The sequence below is a fragment of the Cohnella luojiensis genome (genome assembly GCF_004564235.1).
Lineage (GTDB): Bacteria > Bacillota > Bacilli > Paenibacillales > Paenibacillaceae > Cohnella > Cohnella luojiensis.
In genome coordinates this window covers 24779-39439 of the sequence record NZ_SOMN01000007.1, presented here as the reverse complement: position 1 = coordinate 39439, position 14661 = coordinate 24779, and the positions used below count along the sequence as shown (strand labels likewise).

Sequence of the window (14661 nt, the reverse complement as noted above, 5' to 3'; positions counted from 1 at the left end):
GTTATGAATACAAGGTTGAATGACCCTTTCGTGATTGGCGGGCACACACTTCAATCCCGTTTTTTTCTTGGAACGGGTCGGTTTCCGAGCCCAGCCGTGCTCCAGCAGGCGTTAGAGGCTTCGGGCACCCAAGTGATTACCTTTGCGGTTCGCCGGATCAACTTGGACGATCTAGCGGACGATAACGTCCTGCAGCATGTTGCGAATCGAGGATTCGTCTACTTACCGAACACGTCGGGTGCAAGCAATGCCGATGAAGCGGTCCGCATTGCGCGACTGGCGCGTTCCGCAGGGCTTGGCAACTGGATCAAAGTGGAAATCAGCGCGCATCACCGAACTCTTCTTCCGGATCCGATAGAAACGCTTCGGGCAACCGAACGTCTGGTCAAGGAACAATTTATCGTGCTCCCCTATACTTCAGACGATCCCGTTCTTTGCCATAGGCTAGAGGAAGCCGGAGCGGCGGCGGTCATGCCGGGAGGTGCCCCTATCGGAACGGGGCTCGGAATCCTCAATCCCTATAATCTCGGTCTTATTGTAGAAGAAGCCCGAGTTCCCATCATCGTGGATGCGGGAATCGGGTCGGCACAAGATGTTGTGCAGGCAATGGAGCTCGGCGCAGACGGCATTCTTGCTAATACTCCGATCGCAAAGGCGCAAGATCCCGTTTTCATGGCGCTTGCGATGAAGCTGGCAGTGGAAGCGGGCCGATTGTCCCGTCGGGCTGGACGCATTCCAAAGAAGCGGTACGCTTCTGCCAGCAGTGAGCTGAAAGGCCGACTGTTCGAATTTGCTGGCACGGAAGGGGAGGGCTGACTATGGCGGAGTCTGTGCTTGTCATCGGTGGAGGAATCATCGGCTTGTCCTGCGCTTGGGAAGCGGCGAAGCGCGGATTCCGGGTAACCATACTGGAAAAGGATACGTTCGGCGGTCAGGCTTCCGGAGCGGCCGCGGGAATGTTGGCACCCTTCTCGGAAAATACGGAGAGTCCCGATCCTTTCTTCCGTCTTTGTCTGGATAGTTTCTTTCTCTATCCCTCCTGGGTTCATGAAGTTGAAGAAGCGTCGGGTCGCAGGGTGGAATTGTGTCGCAGCGGAAGTTTGAATGTGGCCTTTCATGAGGCGGATCTCTTGCCGATGCACACACGGCTCGCTTGGCAGCAGACTTATGGTGTACCTTGCGAAATGCTGAGCGAACTAGAGCTGCGTCGCCTGGAGCCGGAGTTGTCTCAGCAGGCAATCGGGGCTTTGTATTGCCCCGGCGAGAGTCATGTATTTGCTCCGTTGCTGGTGGATGCATTGATGGAAGTATGCTCTAAGGTTGGAGTGCGGCTGATTCCGCATGCTGGGCAATTAACGAAGCTGGAGGCAGGCGCGAGCTCTGGGGTATCCGTTACGATGACCGATGCGGGGAGTTGGCATGCTGATCGGGTTGTTGTGTGCACCGGTGCATGGAGCGGATTACTTGAAAAGTGGTTTCCTTTAACGCTGCCGGTTCATCCCATTAGGGGACAGATTTGTTCTTTCGATGGTACATTAGGGGACATCAGGCACATGGTATTTTCCAGCCAGGCCTATTGGGTTGGTAAAAATGACGGAAGTCTCGTATGCGGAGCGTCGGAAGATGTGGCGGGTTTTGATCGAAGCGTAACGGAGCGGGGCATTAATCGCTTAACAAAGTGGAGCGGCCGCGTGTTTCCTTTTCTCCAAGGGAGTCCGCCGCAGCGCAGCTGGGCTGGGCTTCGGCCGGCAACCCGCGACGGTTGGCCGCTTATCGGCTGCGTTCCCGGAATTACGGAAGTCATACTGGCTTCCGGTCACTACCGCAACGGAATTCTGCTTAGTCCGGTTACGGCGGCGATGGTCGGGGATTTATTGGAGGGGAAAGCCGAATCGTATAATAATGCGTTTAGAGTCGACCGATTTTCAAGAACTGCGGAGAGGACGGGATCAGGATGATGGAAACCGTCTACCCGTCCCGCCATCCGTTGGCATTAACCATAGCAGGCTCCGACTCGGGCGGAGGTGCAGGCATTCAAGCGGATTTGAAAACCTTTCAGGAACTCGGGGTATACGGGATGAGCGTCATCACCGCCATAACGGCGCAGAACAGCTTAGGGGTTCAGAGAATAGAACCCCTCTCTCCCGCCATGGTGGAAGAACAGTTGGAAAGCGTACTGTCTGATATCGGGACGGATGCCGTTAAAACCGGAATGCTTCCGACCCGTGCGCATGTAGAAACGGTGGCAGCGTCGTTTCGTCGTCATAAGGTCAAGAATCTCGTCATTGATCCGGTCTGGTCTGCTAAAGACGGCACAACGCTGATGGGCAATGATGCTTTTAACGCCATGAAGGAGCTTCTTCTGCCTATGGCGGATATCGTCACGCCCAACTTGCCGGAAGCCTGCTTGCTGCTGAGTTTGCATGAGGCTGATGTACGAACGGTAGGAGATATGGAGCAAATGGTCCGGGCATTGCTGGCTCTTGGCCCCCGGCATGTATTTCTGAAAGGCGGACATTTGGACGGAGCAAAAGCTATTGATGTATTTGTCGGAGCGGACTGGTCTGATGAAACACGATTGTTAAGCGGACCGCGGTACTCAACCGCTCATACCCATGGTACGGGTTGCACGACTGCATCGGCCGTTGCGGCTATGCTTGCGAAAGGACATTCGGCGGAGGCGGCTTGCCGCTTCGCCAAAACGTTCGTTTCCACCGCTATTGCCGCTGCCTTTCCGTTGGGCGGAGGTACGGGATCCCTCTGGCATGCGGCTCACCGGGAGACTGGAAGGGACTCTTGATCTGATTTAAGGTGAGAGCAACTTGCGAGCTAGCTGGATTTAACCTATAATAATCTGTAAATGTAAAATGCATCGATGGAGAAAAGTAAGCAGTGCCTTCTTTCAGGGAGGGAGCGCCGTAGACTGGGAGCGTTCCTAAGAAATCAGGCTGCCGAAGTTCGCTCCGGAGCAGTCCTTTGAACGGTCGGCGCCGCCGATAAGTAGAAGGAACCGGCTGACGGCCCGTTACGCCGTATGAAGAGGGAATGTCCAAGACGCGTCAGCGTTTTCCGAAGCTCGAATGAGCCTCGGGCGGCATTTCAACAAAGGGTGGTACCACGGTCTTTTCGTCCCTTACGGGAGAGAAGGCCTTTTTCTATTTCAATGCGATAAGGAGAGAAGCGGGATGAAAGAACGATTAGAGGCTCTGAGGAAAGAGGCGTTGGAGCAGCTTCAAGGCGTTGCGGACGCAGCGACTTTGAACGACCTTCGTGTTCAATACCTGGGCAAGAAAGGTCAGTTAACGGAGATCTTGCGCGGTATGGGGGCGCTTAGCGCCGAAGAGCGTCCGGTCATCGGACAAGTGGGCAACGAGGTTCGCGCGGCGATCGAAGCCGTCATTGCCGAAAAACAAGAGGGATTTGACCGTGCAGCTACCGCTCATCGATTGCAGGCCGAGACGATCGACGTTACTTTGCCTGGCAAGGCGGTTAACGTTGGTTCCGTTCATCCTTTGAACAAGGTTGCTCAGGAGATCGAAGATATTTTCATCGGGATGGGTTACACTATCGCCGAAGGCCCCGAGGTAGAAACCGACTTCTTCAACTTCGAAGCGCTGAACCTGCCCAAAAACCATCCCGCGCGCGACATGCAGGATTCCTTCTATATTACGGACGAAATATTGCTTCGCACGCATACTTCTCCGGTGCAAATCCGGACGATGAAGGCCATGAACGGCAAAACGCCGGTCAAGGTAATATGCCCGGGCAAAGTATACCGCCGCGACGACGACGATGCGACGCATTCGTTCATGTTCCACCAGATAGAAGGCTTAGTCATCGGACCGAACATCCGGATGAGCGATCTGAAGGGAACGCTGCTGCAATTCGTGCAGGAAATGTACGGCCCGCAAATGCAAATCCGGCTTCGTCCGAGTTTCTTCCCGTTCACCGAGCCAAGCGCGGAAGTCGACGTCACCTGCGCGCAATGCGGCGGCAGCGGCTGCAGAATGTGCAAGCACACCGGATGGATCGAGATTCTCGGCTGCGGCATGGTTCATCCGAAAGTGCTAGAGCACGGGGGTTACGATCCGAAAGAAGTAACCGGATTCGCGTTCGGAATGGGCGTTGAGCGCATTGCTTTGCTTAAATACGACATCGATGACATTCGCCATTTCTACGCGAACGACACGAAGTTCTTGAGTCAATTCGCCAAGATATAAATAAAAAACTTTATGATAATCGAGGGGAGTATCCCATGAACGTATCTTATCGGTGGTTATCCGATTATATCGACCTGAGCGGCCTTAGCGCGCAGGATTTAGCGGAGATGATGACGCGCGGGGGGATCGAGATCGATTCCGTTCCGTCGCGCAACGCGGGAGTGAACGGTGTCGTCGTCGGTTATGTGAAAACGCGGGAGAAGCATCCCGATGCGGATAAGCTGAGCGTCTGCACGATCGATGCGGGCACGGGAGAGGATCTGCAGATCGTCTGCGGCGCAGCGAATATCGGCGCAGACATGAAGGTTCCGGTAGCCTTGGTCGGCGCCAAGCTGCCTGGCGGGTTGGATATTAAACGTGCGAAGCTTCGCGGCGTCGAATCGCAGGGGATGATCTGCTCGGCGAAGGAGCTAGGCATCAACGACAAGCTGCTACCTAAGGAGCAGCAGGAAGGCATTCTGATTCTTCCTCCGGATACGGAGATCGGACGCGACATCCTGGACGTGCTCGCGCTTAACGATTCCATCCTCGAATTGGATCTGACGCCGAACCGTTCGGATTGCCTGAGCATGCTGGGAGTCGCTTATGAAGTAGCCGCTTTGACGGGCAGGCCTTTGGAGCTTCCGGATCCGGGTAAAGACCTTTATCCGACGACGGATCGGACTTCGGATCACTTAAGCGTATCTATTAGCGCTACCGAGCAATGTTCGCTCTACTCGGCGCGTTATATTAAAGGCGTGAAGGTTGCTTCGGCTCCTCAATGGATCCAGAATCGACTGATCGCGGCTGGCATTCGCCCGATCAACAATGTCGTGGACATCACCAACTATGTCATGCTGGAATACGGACAACCGCTTCACGCTTTCGATGCCGCAAAGGTTGCCGGCGGTCGCATTGACGTTCGTCTGGCGAAGCCAGGAGAAGTGCTTGTAACGTTAGACGGTCAAGAGCGCAAGCTCGAGCCGCAAATGTTGGTTATCGTGGACGCCGATAAGGCGATCGCGCTAGCTGGCGTTATGGGCGGAGCGAATTCGGAAGTGACGCTGGAGACGACGGATATTATTCTGGAATCCGCCAAGTTCGACGGGGGTACGGTTCGTCGTACATCTCGTCAATTGGGCTTGCGGTCCGAAGCATCCGTTCGCTTCGAGAAAGAAGTGGATCCGAATCGCGTGAGAGCTGCTTTGGATCGTGCTGCGGGGTTGATCGCGCGTTATGGCAATGGGCTTGTAACGGAAGGAATCGCGGAAGCGGCAGTTTCCTCTCCAGAGCCGGTTATCGTTGAACTGTCGCTAGACCGAATTAACGGGATGCTCGGAACGGAGCTTTCGTCACTGGAAATCAAGACAATCCTTTCGCGTCTGCAATTCGCATCGGAAGTCAATGGGGATGGACGGTGGACCGTGACGATTCCTTCGCGGCGCCCCGATATTACCCGCGATGTCGACTTGGTCGAAGAGTTCGCTCGCTTGCACGGCTACGATGAAATTCCGACCACTTTAATTGAGGGACCTACTACCGCGGGAACTTTGACAAAGCCGCAGGCGATACGCAGGGAATTGCGCTCGATCCTAACGGGGGCGGGTTTGCACGAAGCGATTTGCTACTCCGTTACCTCGGTGCAACGGACGGCTCTATTCAAGGAGCTTTCCGGCGGATCGAACGCCATTTCGCTAGCGATGCCGATGAGCGAGGAACGCAGCGTGCTGCGCACGACGTTGCTTCCTAGCTTGCTCGAGGCGGCAGCTTATAACCTCACCCGGAAAAACAACGATCTGGCATTGTTCGAGATCGGCAACGTCTATCATACCGATGAAGTCGCACTCTCGCGCCTTCCTCAGGAAAAGCCGCGAGCGGCTCTTCTATTAAGCGGAAACCGTCGCTCGGCAAGCTGGAACCGCTCCGCTGAGCCAGTCGATTTCTACGATGCCAAAGGGGCTTTGGAGAAGGTGTTCGAACGGTTGGGGCTGGCAGGACGAATCGCTTTCGTAGCGGCTCAGCCTGAAGGTTTCCATCCCGGCAGGACGGCGGCTATCGCCATTCACACAGAACATGGCACCGAAACGGTCGGATACGTCGGACAACTGCACCCGGAGCTGCAGCGGGATTTCGACCTTCCGGACACGTACGTGGCAGAGATCGAACTGGCGCTTATCTATGAATACTCGGATAGCCATATTGAATATCGCGCGCTGCCGCGTTATCCTTCCATGGAACGGGATATCGCCGTAGTGGTGGATCGCGGCGTGGCCGGCGGTGCGTTAACTGAGGCGATCGTCGCATCGGCGGGCGAATTGCTGGAGTCCGTCAAAGTGTTCGACGTATATACCGGCGATCGGATCGGCAGCGACAAGAAAAGTGTGGCATTGGCGCTCGTATACAGACATGGGGAACGCACGTTGACCGATGAGGAAGTTACCGAAACCCATGCCCGGGTTTTGGCTCAATTGGAACAATCTTTCGGAGCGGAACTTCGGAAATAGGCAGGAAACAGTAAGGGAGGCAGCGAATACATCAAGACGCCGATTGGCGCGAGATGGATCGCTGCCTTTATTGCTTACATAGCTTGCTCGAAAAAGGCACCTTGGGTGGAAATAAGCGCGTGTGGCGGTCTTATTTGCTTGGAAAAGGCACCTTAGGTGGAAATAAGCGCGTGTGGCGGTCTTATTTGCTTGGAAAAGGCATCTTGTAACACGGGTACATAACTATGAACGCAATGGGAGGATCACGCTGTGAATACAAACGACAAAACGCGTGTGACCGTTGACATATATGGAACACAATATACGCTAACGGGTCATACCAGCACGGACTACATGAAACGGGTTGCCGCACTGGTCAACGAGCAGATGAGCAAGGTGAACAGCGGGTCGCCGCGGTTGGATTTACCGAAACTAGCCGTGCTAGCCGCGGTGAATATCGGCGATGAGCTGTTGCGATTGCGCAGAGAGAATGAACAGCTGCTAAAGGAAGAAACGGAATATAAGCGTTACATCGAGAAGATGGAGGCCCTGCAGGAGGAAACGGCTCAGGAGCTGGATCTTGCGAGGTCAAGCTTGACCGAGGAGTTAGAGAGCGTTAGGCAACAAGCTGCGGAAGAGTTGGAGAAAGTCAGAACCCGATCCGCCGATGAGTTGGAGAGCGCGCGGGCTAAAGCTTCTGAGGAGCTGGAGAGCGTTAGAACGCAATCCACGGAAGAGCTGGGAAGCGTGAGAAGGCAACTGACCGACGAACTGGAGAACATTAAGAAGCAATCGGCGGAAGAGATCGAAAGCGCAAAGGCATTAGCGGCGAAGGAATGCGAAAGCTTAAGGGTGGACTCTGAGATTCGACTGGAAAACGTCAAGGAGCAAGCTGCGAATGAACTCCAGAAGGTAAGGTCGGAAGCCGGACAAGCCTATCAAAGGCTGAAGTCACAAGCAGCTCAGGAGCTTGAAGCCGTGAAGGTCCAAGCCGCGGCAGAGATTGAAGACGCAAAACTAAGCGTTGTCCAGGAGATCGAGAACGCAAGGGCGGAAGCGGTCACTCTGGCAAACCAGCTTGCTACCGAGAAGGCAGCTTGGTTTACGAAACAGAACGAGCTCAAGAACGGTTTCGCGACCGAATTAGAAACGATGAGGAAAAGCTATTCTTCCGAGATCGAAAAACTAAAGGAAACGCATGCTAGCGAGCTTAATCATCTAATCTCGACACATGCGTCCGAAATAGAGCGTTCGGAGCTTGCCAGAATCGCCGAGATCGAAGCTTTGGAGAGCAGAAGGAATGCCGAAGTCGAAGCAATCGAGAGCAAGAGAATCGCCGAGATCAGGTCTGCTGAAAATGCGAAGGAAACGGAGATCCAGGCGATCAAGGAGAGAGCGGCTTCCGAGATTAGGGATATCGAAGCGATCTATTCCGAAGAGCTGGAGATGGTTAAGGCGGAGCTAAATGCAATGACTGCCGAGCGAGACAATTGGCAGGGTAAAGAACGCGAGGGGCAGCAAGCTCGCGTCCAATTGGAAAGCGATGTCGAACATTGGGCTAGGGAAGCTGAGGATCAGCGCAGAACCGTCATGGAGCAGCAGGAAATGCTGCAAGAGGTGGAGGCGCAGACAGCCGAAAGGCAACGTTCTCATGCTTCCGCGCTGGAGAAGGCGGTGCAAGAGCGAGATGAGCTCGCTCGCCAGCTAAGCGAGCGGGATGATTGGGAGAAAGCTTGGAGCGATTCGATGCAAGATTTGCAAGCGCGCCTAGCATCGGTGCAGCAAGAATCGCGCGCCGCCACCGAGCGTGCGGCGGAGCTGGAAGCCCGCATCGCCAAGCTCGGCGAGGCGGAAGAGGGCTTGCGCGAAGCTGCGCTGCGGGCTGAGCGCGAGCTGGAAGCGGCGCGTGCGGAGGCCGCGGCTGCGCCCTCTCGCGAGGCGGATATTGCCGCCTCGCAGGATGAGCTGCGCGAGCATGCGGAGCGCGGCGAGCTTTTGCAGGCGGAGCTGGACAAGCTGAAGCGGGAGCATGCCGCGCTGAACAGCGAGTACGCGAAGCTCCAGAACGAGTACAACGAGTGGATCGACCTTCTCGAGCACACTTAAGTAAGTTTAAGAACGACAAAAAAGGCTATCCATCCGTCATTCGACAGGAGGATAGCCTTACTTCTGTTTAACATTAACTTACGACAAGTTTCGCTGTCATCTTGGTATGGCCGGTACCGCATTGTATGTTGCACTTAATCTCATAAGTACCTGCAGGTAAAGTGACGACTTCCGACTTGCCGCCTCTGATCTCGATATCTTGTCCGATAATTTCGATGCCGTGAGCGCCGCTTAAGTTTTCAACGGTCAATTGAACGGGAGTATCCTTAGGAATGGCGTATTCCGCTTCATCGAACTCCCAGCTTGCTGCCTTGATGACGACTTCCGTAGAAGCAGATTCAGCCGCGGGAGCGCTGTTTCCGGATTCTTTATTGTCGTTGCCGCCGCATGCGGAGAGAGCTAGCACTAATGCCGTCAAAGTTAGAAAATAAGCGATTTTGCGTTGCATATGGTTACCTCCGTACCTGAATGAAGTGCAGAGGGCATTGTCTATTTTTATCCAACCCCTGCCCGAATTTATTGTATCATATCCTGGCATTACCTGATCGCGCAATCCATGGCGGAAACATGACATTATGAGCCCCGAAAGAAAAACCCACCTCTTGGCTAAGAGGTGGGTTCTTTGGTTCCCATTCGGTACGTCGCCCTAACTGCGATTGCGATGCGTGGCTTCGTACGGAGTGGCAACGGGAATAAACAGATCGATAATCCCGATGACCAATGCCGCCAGCAACGCTCCGATGATCGTCACGTCGACGTTGCCGATTACGAACTGAGCTAACCAGATGACGAGGGCGCTGGATAGGAAACCAACGATACCTCGTCCGAACGGAGTAACTTTCTTGCCGAAAATCCCTTCGATTATCCAGCCCAGAACCGCGATGACGACGGCGAGCATAAGAGCGCTCCAGAAGCCGCCTACGGAGAACTGGGGAACCAAAAAGCCTACCACCATCAATACGATGGCGGAGACGATAAAGCGAACGACCGTTCCAAGAAAATTCATCTTATCGACCTCCTTGGTGATAGTGTGTCCCGAGTTTTCTTTCGTATGAGTGGAAGGTTTCGCAAGATCAACCTATTCGGCTATAATAAAAGGCGAAGGAGTTGAATTTCGCCGTGAACGACAAGGCCTTACATACATTGGAATACGATAAAATCATTAATCGCCTTACGGGGCTAACTTCTACAATCCTCGGCAGGGAGGAAGCGGAGAAACTTGCCCCCTCTCGCGAGCTGCTCGTCGTGGAGCGTCGCTTGGCGGGAACAGATGAAGCGGTACGCGCCGTAATGCTCAAAGGAACGCCGCCATTCGGCGGAATTGCGGATATCCGTTCTTCGCTGTATAGAGCTAAGCTGCAAGGTATCCTGCAACCGCCGGAGCTAATGGAGGTCGCGCAGTTCATCATGGGCTCCAGGCGTTTAAGCCGGTTTATTTCCTCGGCCGGAGAAGAAACCGAACTTCCGCTGCTAAGCGATTTATGCGAACCTTTAACCGATTTTAAGCCGCTCGAGGATGAAATCCGCAAATGCATCGACGAGCAAGGCGAAGTATTGGATTCGGCGAGTCCGGAACTTGCTTCGGTGCGTCGCGATATTCGAATCAATGCTGGACGCGCCAAGGAGAAGCTTGAAAGTCTTATCCGCTCCAGTTCGGTTCAGAAGATGCTGCAGGATGCTCTAATCACGATGCGCAACGACCGGTACGTTATTCCGGTCAAACAAGAATACCGTTCGCACTTCGGCGGTATCGTGCATGATCAATCCGGAAGCGGCGCTACCCTCTTCATTGAACCGGAAGCGGTCGTCCAAATGAACAACAAGCTAAGGGAATTGAAGATCAAGGAGCAGAACGAGATCGAGCGAATCCTGCGCAAGCTTAGCGAACAGACGGGAGAACGCGCGGACTTATTAACGGGCGATGCCGAGATTCTAGGGGTGATCGATTTTATTTTCGCCAAGGCGGCATTAGCCCATGCGTTCTCCGCCACTTTGCCGGAGATGAACAATGAAGGACGGCTTCACCTCCGGAAAGCGCGTCATCCGTTAATCGACATCAAGCATGCGGTGCCAATCGATATCGAGTTGGGAGAAGCATATTCTTCCGTAATCGTCACGGGACCGAATACCGGCGGGAAAACCGTATCGTTGAAGACGATCGGCTTGTTGAGCTTAATGGCGATGTCCGGTTTGTTCATCCCTGCCGAGGATGGAAGCCGGTTGTGCGTTTTCGACGGGATCTATGCCGATATCGGCGACGAGCAAAGCATTGAACAAAGCTTGAGTACGTTCTCCAGCCATATGACCAATCTGATCTCCATGCTCGGCCAAGTTACTCATCGAAGCCTGGTGCTCCTCGACGAATTAGGCGCGGGCACGGATCCGGCGGAGGGCTCCGCGCTAGCTATCGCCATTCTGGAACATCTTCAGAAGCTCGGTTGCAGGCTAATCGCCACTACGCATTATAGCGAGCTTAAGGCGTATGCCTACAATCGGGAAGGAATAATCAATGCCAGCATGGAATTCGACGTTGCGACTCTTCGGCCCACATACCGGTTGCTCATAGGCGTTCCTGGCCGTAGTAATGCCTTTGCTATCGCGGAGAGATTGGGACTGCCGAAAAGCATTATCGACCATGCGCGCGGAGAAGTCAGCGAGGAAGAGCTCAAGGTCGATTCCATGATCGCATCCCTAGAGCAGGACCGGCTCCTCGCTCAGTCCGAACGGCAAACGGCGGAAAGGCTCCGTCGCGAAGCGGAAAAGCTGCAGCACGACATCCAGGATGAGCGGCATAAGCTTCAAGAGCAGAAAGCGAAGCTTTTGGAAGGAGCGCGCGAAGAAGCCCGTCATGCCATCGCCAAAGCCAAAAGGGAAGCCGAGGAGATTATCTCCGATCTCCGTCGCCTCGCGATGGAAGAAGGAGCCTCGGTCAAGGAGCATAAGCTGATCGAAGCGCGCCGCAGATTAGAGGACGCGGTGCCGTCTCCCGCCAACAAACAAAATCGGGCCGCAGGCGCCAAACCGGCGAAAATCGAGGTAGGCGACGACGTGAAGGTCCATAGCTTGAACGGGCAGAAGGGCCATGTCGTAGAGCTCACCGGAAGCTCCGAAGCCGTCGTCCAACTCGGCATATTAAAAATGAAGGTTCCGGTAGCAGAATTGGAGCCGATTCGCAAAAGCGCGGCCAATAAAGCTCCGCTGGCGCAGGCAACCATCGTGAAACGTTCCAGAGACGAGAATATACGCACCGAGTTGGATTTGCGAGGCATGATGTTAGAGGAAGCGATCATGGAAGTGGATCGGTTTCTCGATGAGGCATTTCTATCTAATCTAGGTCAAGTGTATATCATTCACGGTAAAGGAACGGGAGCGTTGCGCACGGGAGTTCAGGATTTCCTGCGACGCCATAAACATGTAAAGAGTTATCGGTTAGGCCAATTCGGGGAAGGCGGCGCGGGCGTTTCCGTAGCCGAGCTTCATTAACGGGAGGTCGTTAGTCGTGCAGGATATGGTCGATTCTATTATGTCTCATCCTTTTCCGGCTGCATTAGCTTACTTTTCCGTAGGGATATTGGCGCTCATCGTATTTCTTTCCTGCTTCGAATGGGTCACGAAATATGACGGCTGGAGCGAGATTCGCAAAGGAAACCTGTCGGCCGCTATGGCTACGGGGGGTAAAATATTCGGAATCTGCAACATTTTCCGATTTTCTATCGAAGCTAACGATACGATTTACCAAAGTCTCTTATGGGCAGCGGTCGGTTTCGTGCTCTTGCTTGTCGCCTATTTCTTGTTCGAGTTTCTGACGCCGGTGTTTCGGATCGATGAAGAAATCGAGCGGGATAACCGCGCCGTCGGTTTTCTCGCGCTCGTCTTATCGGTTTCTCTGTCTTATATCATTGGAGCCGCTGTTATTTAAACGGAGGGAATGAATCGTGAAGTATTTGTGGGGAACGCTTCTTGCATTGGCGATATTATTTGTTTTAATCGGTGTTTTTTATATGATGAAGGAGGCTTAACCTAATATGGCCGTAGTGATCTGTCCTTGGTGTCAAAGCGAAATCATGCAAGAAGAAGGCCAGGAGCCTGATAAAATATGCCCGGTATGCGACAATGAGTTGGATGGGTACCGGACGTTGAAGCTGAATATCGGCGAAGATGAAGAAGAGGACGAGGAACAGTTCGAAGATGATTCCGAACAAGACGAGGATACCGCCATGGTGTCCATCGACGAGGATATAAGCTGGGTCGATGAAGAGAACATGATCGAGCAGGATGATGAGCTGCAACGATTCGAGGAAACGGTGGAACAGCTTCTTAATGAGCAAGAGCTTGTTCCGGAGTGCCCGGTTTGCCGTGAATACATGGTAGAATCCGGGGAACAACTCATTTCCGCCAATCAGTTTCGTCCGAGGATACCGGAAGCATTGGGGGAAGCGGTTATTGAAGCTCCATTTACATTAACGATGTACGTTTGTCCTTCCTGCTTCACGGTGCAGTCTTTCCTCGGAGATGCTCATCGCCATCAAGTCGTTCGCAGATTGAGTCAAGAAACTTCCGAAGACAGAATGACGGGCTCAGACTCATGACGCGCATGGTGAATTCCGTAATCGAATTAATCGGGAATACTCCAGCCGTCCAGTTGCAACGATTAACGGGACCCGAGGATGCGGATGTGTTCGTGAAGCTGGAGAAAATGAATCCAAGCGGCAGCGTTAAGGATCGAGCTGCATCGGGACTGCTAATCGATGCGGAAGCTCGCGGGCTCATAAGTCCTGGGAGCACGATCATTGAGCCTACCAGCGGCAACACGGGGATCGGACTAGCGATGTATGCCGCGGCCAAGGGCTACCGGCTAATCCTGGTCATGCCGGATAATATGACGGCCGAACGTATCTTGCTGCTGCGGGCGTACGGTGCCGAGGTGGTGCTGACCCCGGCTGCCGAGAGAATGCCGGGGGCTATAGCCAAGGCGCGACAATTGCTTGACGAGAACCCTGGCAGTTACATGCCGAATCAATTCGAGAACCGCGCGAACCCGGACATTCACCGTACGACGACCGCGATCGAGATTCTCGAGCAAACCGACGGAAGATTGGACGCATTCGTCGCGACGTCAGGTACAGGCGGTACGGTAACGGGAACAGGCGAAGCCTTGAAGTCGGCACTTCCGCGACTCCACGTTGCCGTGGTCGAGCCTGCGGGCTCGCCGGTATTGTCCGGCGGACAACCGGGTCCCCACAAGCTGGTAGGAACCAGCCCGGGATTCGTTCCGCAAATCCTGAATACGTCCGTATACGATGAGATCATCCAGGTCACGGACGAGGACGCTCTCGAAACGACCAGGCAGCTGGCGCGCCAAGAAGGATTATTGGTCGGCCCATCCTCCGGGGCGTCCGTGTGGGCGGCATTGCGGATCGCGCGCCGATTAGGACCCGGAAAACGGGTGCTGTGTATCGCCCCCGATACAGGCGAAAGGTATCTCAGCATGGATATTTTCTAAAGCTAATCCTATCCTTAATAATACGGTCGAAACATCCGTGAATCCCTGCGGATGTTTCTTTGCGTGAATAACCTTCATTATATCAAGACAGACTACTTCCTGATGTCTAAAAGACTGTTTAGGAGGAAATCTGCTCATGATGCAAGCGTTGACCGCCAAAGAATTGGAATACATCGTAGACTCTATGTCCAATGAAGAGTTGTTTATCAAGCAGTGCGCGGTGGCGGCGGCTACGATGACTAACGTTCAGCTCCAGCAATCCTGCTCCCACATGGTTGACGTACACACGCAACAATACGGTACGCTTTTAAGCGCTCTTCAGCAGCATCAGCCATTGGCGCCGACACAACCCCAATCCTAGGAGGGAAAG

Annotated in this window: 13 protein-coding genes and 1 other annotated feature; of the genes, 11 read left to right on the top strand and 2 right to left on the bottom strand. The window is 53.9% G+C overall.

Annotated features, from left to right (window positions below):
- The first annotated feature begins 3 nt into the window (after positions 1 to 3).
- From E2980_RS07765 to zapA, 6 genes are all read left to right on the top strand, one after another.
- The gene (locus E2980_RS07765) at positions 4 to 816 is read left to right on the top strand and encodes a thiazole synthase (protein ID WP_135151612.1); all 813 of its coding nucleotides are present in this window, start codon (positions 4 to 6) and stop codon (positions 814 to 816) included.
- A 2-nt stretch (positions 817 to 818) separates the two neighbouring features.
- The gene (gene thiO / locus E2980_RS07760) at positions 819 to 1958 is read left to right on the top strand and encodes a glycine oxidase ThiO (RefSeq protein ID WP_135151611.1); all 1140 of its coding nucleotides are present in this window, start codon (positions 819 to 821) and stop codon (positions 1956 to 1958) included.
- On the top strand, positions 1958 to 2800 hold the full coding sequence (gene thiD, locus E2980_RS07755; protein WP_135151722.1) for a bifunctional hydroxymethylpyrimidine kinase/phosphomethylpyrimidine kinase: 843 nt from the start codon (positions 1958 to 1960) through the stop codon (positions 2798 to 2800). Before thiO ends, thiD begins: the two co-directional genes overlap by 1 nt.
- 63 nt (positions 2801 to 2863) lie before the next feature.
- Positions 2864 to 3137 (top strand) — a binding site (T-box leader).
- 48 nt (positions 3138 to 3185) lie between these two features.
- Complete coding sequence (gene pheS, locus E2980_RS07750) at positions 3186 to 4220, top strand: phenylalanine--tRNA ligase subunit alpha (RefSeq protein WP_135151610.1); 1035 nt, start codon at positions 3186 to 3188, stop codon at positions 4218 to 4220.
- Positions 4221 to 4255: 35 nt separating this feature from the next.
- Positions 4256 to 6703: a phenylalanine--tRNA ligase subunit beta gene (gene pheT / locus E2980_RS07745; RefSeq protein ID WP_135151609.1), complete on the top strand. Its 2448-nt coding sequence runs from the start codon at positions 4256 to 4258 to the stop codon at positions 6701 to 6703.
- Between the two features lie 249 nt (positions 6704 to 6952).
- Positions 6953 to 8788: a cell division protein ZapA gene (zapA, locus tag E2980_RS07740; protein ID WP_135151608.1), complete on the top strand. Its 1836-nt coding sequence runs from the start codon at positions 6953 to 6955 to the stop codon at positions 8786 to 8788.
- A gap of 73 nt (positions 8789 to 8861) precedes the next feature.
- On the opposite strand, the gene E2980_RS07735 is transcribed toward zapA, so the two are convergent.
- Together E2980_RS07735 and E2980_RS07730 are read right to left on the bottom strand one after the other, a co-directional pair.
- Positions 8862 to 9236 (bottom strand): cupredoxin domain-containing protein, encoded by a 375-nt coding sequence (locus E2980_RS07735; protein ID WP_135151607.1) that lies wholly within the window; start codon positions 9234 to 9236, stop codon positions 8862 to 8864.
- A 198-nt stretch (positions 9237 to 9434) separates the two neighbouring features.
- Positions 9435 to 9794 (bottom strand): phage holin family protein, encoded by a 360-nt coding sequence (locus E2980_RS07730; protein ID WP_135151606.1) that lies wholly within the window; start codon positions 9792 to 9794, stop codon positions 9435 to 9437.
- A 113-nt stretch (positions 9795 to 9907) separates the two neighbouring features.
- Between E2980_RS07730 and E2980_RS07725 the strand changes: the two genes are divergently transcribed.
- The 5 genes from E2980_RS07725 (at position 9908) to E2980_RS07705 (ending at position 14652) form a co-directional block, all read left to right on the top strand.
- Positions 9908 to 12271 carry an endonuclease MutS2 gene (locus tag E2980_RS07725; RefSeq protein ID WP_135151605.1) on the top strand — a complete coding sequence of 788 codons (2364 nt, stop codon included), beginning with the start codon at positions 9908 to 9910 and terminating at the stop codon, positions 12269 to 12271.
- Between the two features lie 25 nt (positions 12272 to 12296).
- The gene (locus tag E2980_RS07720; RefSeq protein ID WP_420808629.1) at positions 12297 to 12707 is read left to right on the top strand and encodes a DUF350 domain-containing protein; all 411 of its coding nucleotides are present in this window, start codon (positions 12297 to 12299) and stop codon (positions 12705 to 12707) included.
- A gap of 106 nt (positions 12708 to 12813) precedes the next feature.
- Positions 12814 to 13377: a hypothetical protein gene (locus tag E2980_RS07715; RefSeq protein WP_135151603.1), complete on the top strand. Its 564-nt coding sequence runs from the start codon at positions 12814 to 12816 to the stop codon at positions 13375 to 13377.
- The gene (cysK, locus tag E2980_RS07710; protein WP_135151602.1) at positions 13374 to 14291 is read left to right on the top strand and encodes a cysteine synthase A; all 918 of its coding nucleotides are present in this window, start codon (positions 13374 to 13376) and stop codon (positions 14289 to 14291) included. Before E2980_RS07715 ends, cysK begins: the two co-directional genes overlap by 4 nt.
- A 136-nt stretch (positions 14292 to 14427) precedes the next feature.
- Positions 14428 to 14652 carry a hypothetical protein gene (locus tag E2980_RS07705; RefSeq protein ID WP_135151601.1) on the top strand — a complete coding sequence of 75 codons (225 nt, stop codon included), beginning with the start codon at positions 14428 to 14430 and terminating at the stop codon, positions 14650 to 14652.
- Positions 14653 to 14661: the final 9 nt, after the last annotated feature.

Coding starts and splice junctions, on each gene's coding strand:
- E2980_RS07765 (WP_135151612.1), top strand. CDS start 4: ATGAATACAAGGTTGAATGACCCTTTCGTGATTGGCGGGCACACACTT.
- thiO (WP_135151611.1), top strand. CDS start 819: ATGGCGGAGTCTGTGCTTGTCATCGGTGGAGGAATCATCGGCTTGTCC.
- thiD (WP_135151722.1), top strand. CDS start 1,958: ATGGAAACCGTCTACCCGTCCCGCCATCCGTTGGCATTAACCATAGCA.
- pheS (WP_135151610.1), top strand. CDS start 3,186: ATGAAAGAACGATTAGAGGCTCTGAGGAAAGAGGCGTTGGAGCAGCTT.
- pheT (WP_135151609.1), top strand. CDS start 4,256: ATGAACGTATCTTATCGGTGGTTATCCGATTATATCGACCTGAGCGGC.
- E2980_RS07735 (WP_135151607.1), bottom strand. CDS start 9,236: ATGCAACGCAAAATCGCTTATTTTCTAACTTTGACGGCATTAGTGCTA.
- E2980_RS07730 (WP_135151606.1), bottom strand. CDS start 9,794: ATGAATTTTCTTGGAACGGTCGTTCGCTTTATCGTCTCCGCCATCGTA.
- E2980_RS07720 (WP_420808629.1), top strand. CDS start 12,297: ATGGTCGATTCTATTATGTCTCATCCTTTTCCGGCTGCATTAGCTTAC.
- E2980_RS07715 (WP_135151603.1), top strand. CDS start 12,814: ATGGCCGTAGTGATCTGTCCTTGGTGTCAAAGCGAAATCATGCAAGAA.
- cysK (WP_135151602.1), top strand. CDS start 13,374: ATGACGCGCATGGTGAATTCCGTAATCGAATTAATCGGGAATACTCCA.
- E2980_RS07705 (WP_135151601.1), top strand. CDS start 14,428: ATGATGCAAGCGTTGACCGCCAAAGAATTGGAATACATCGTAGACTCT.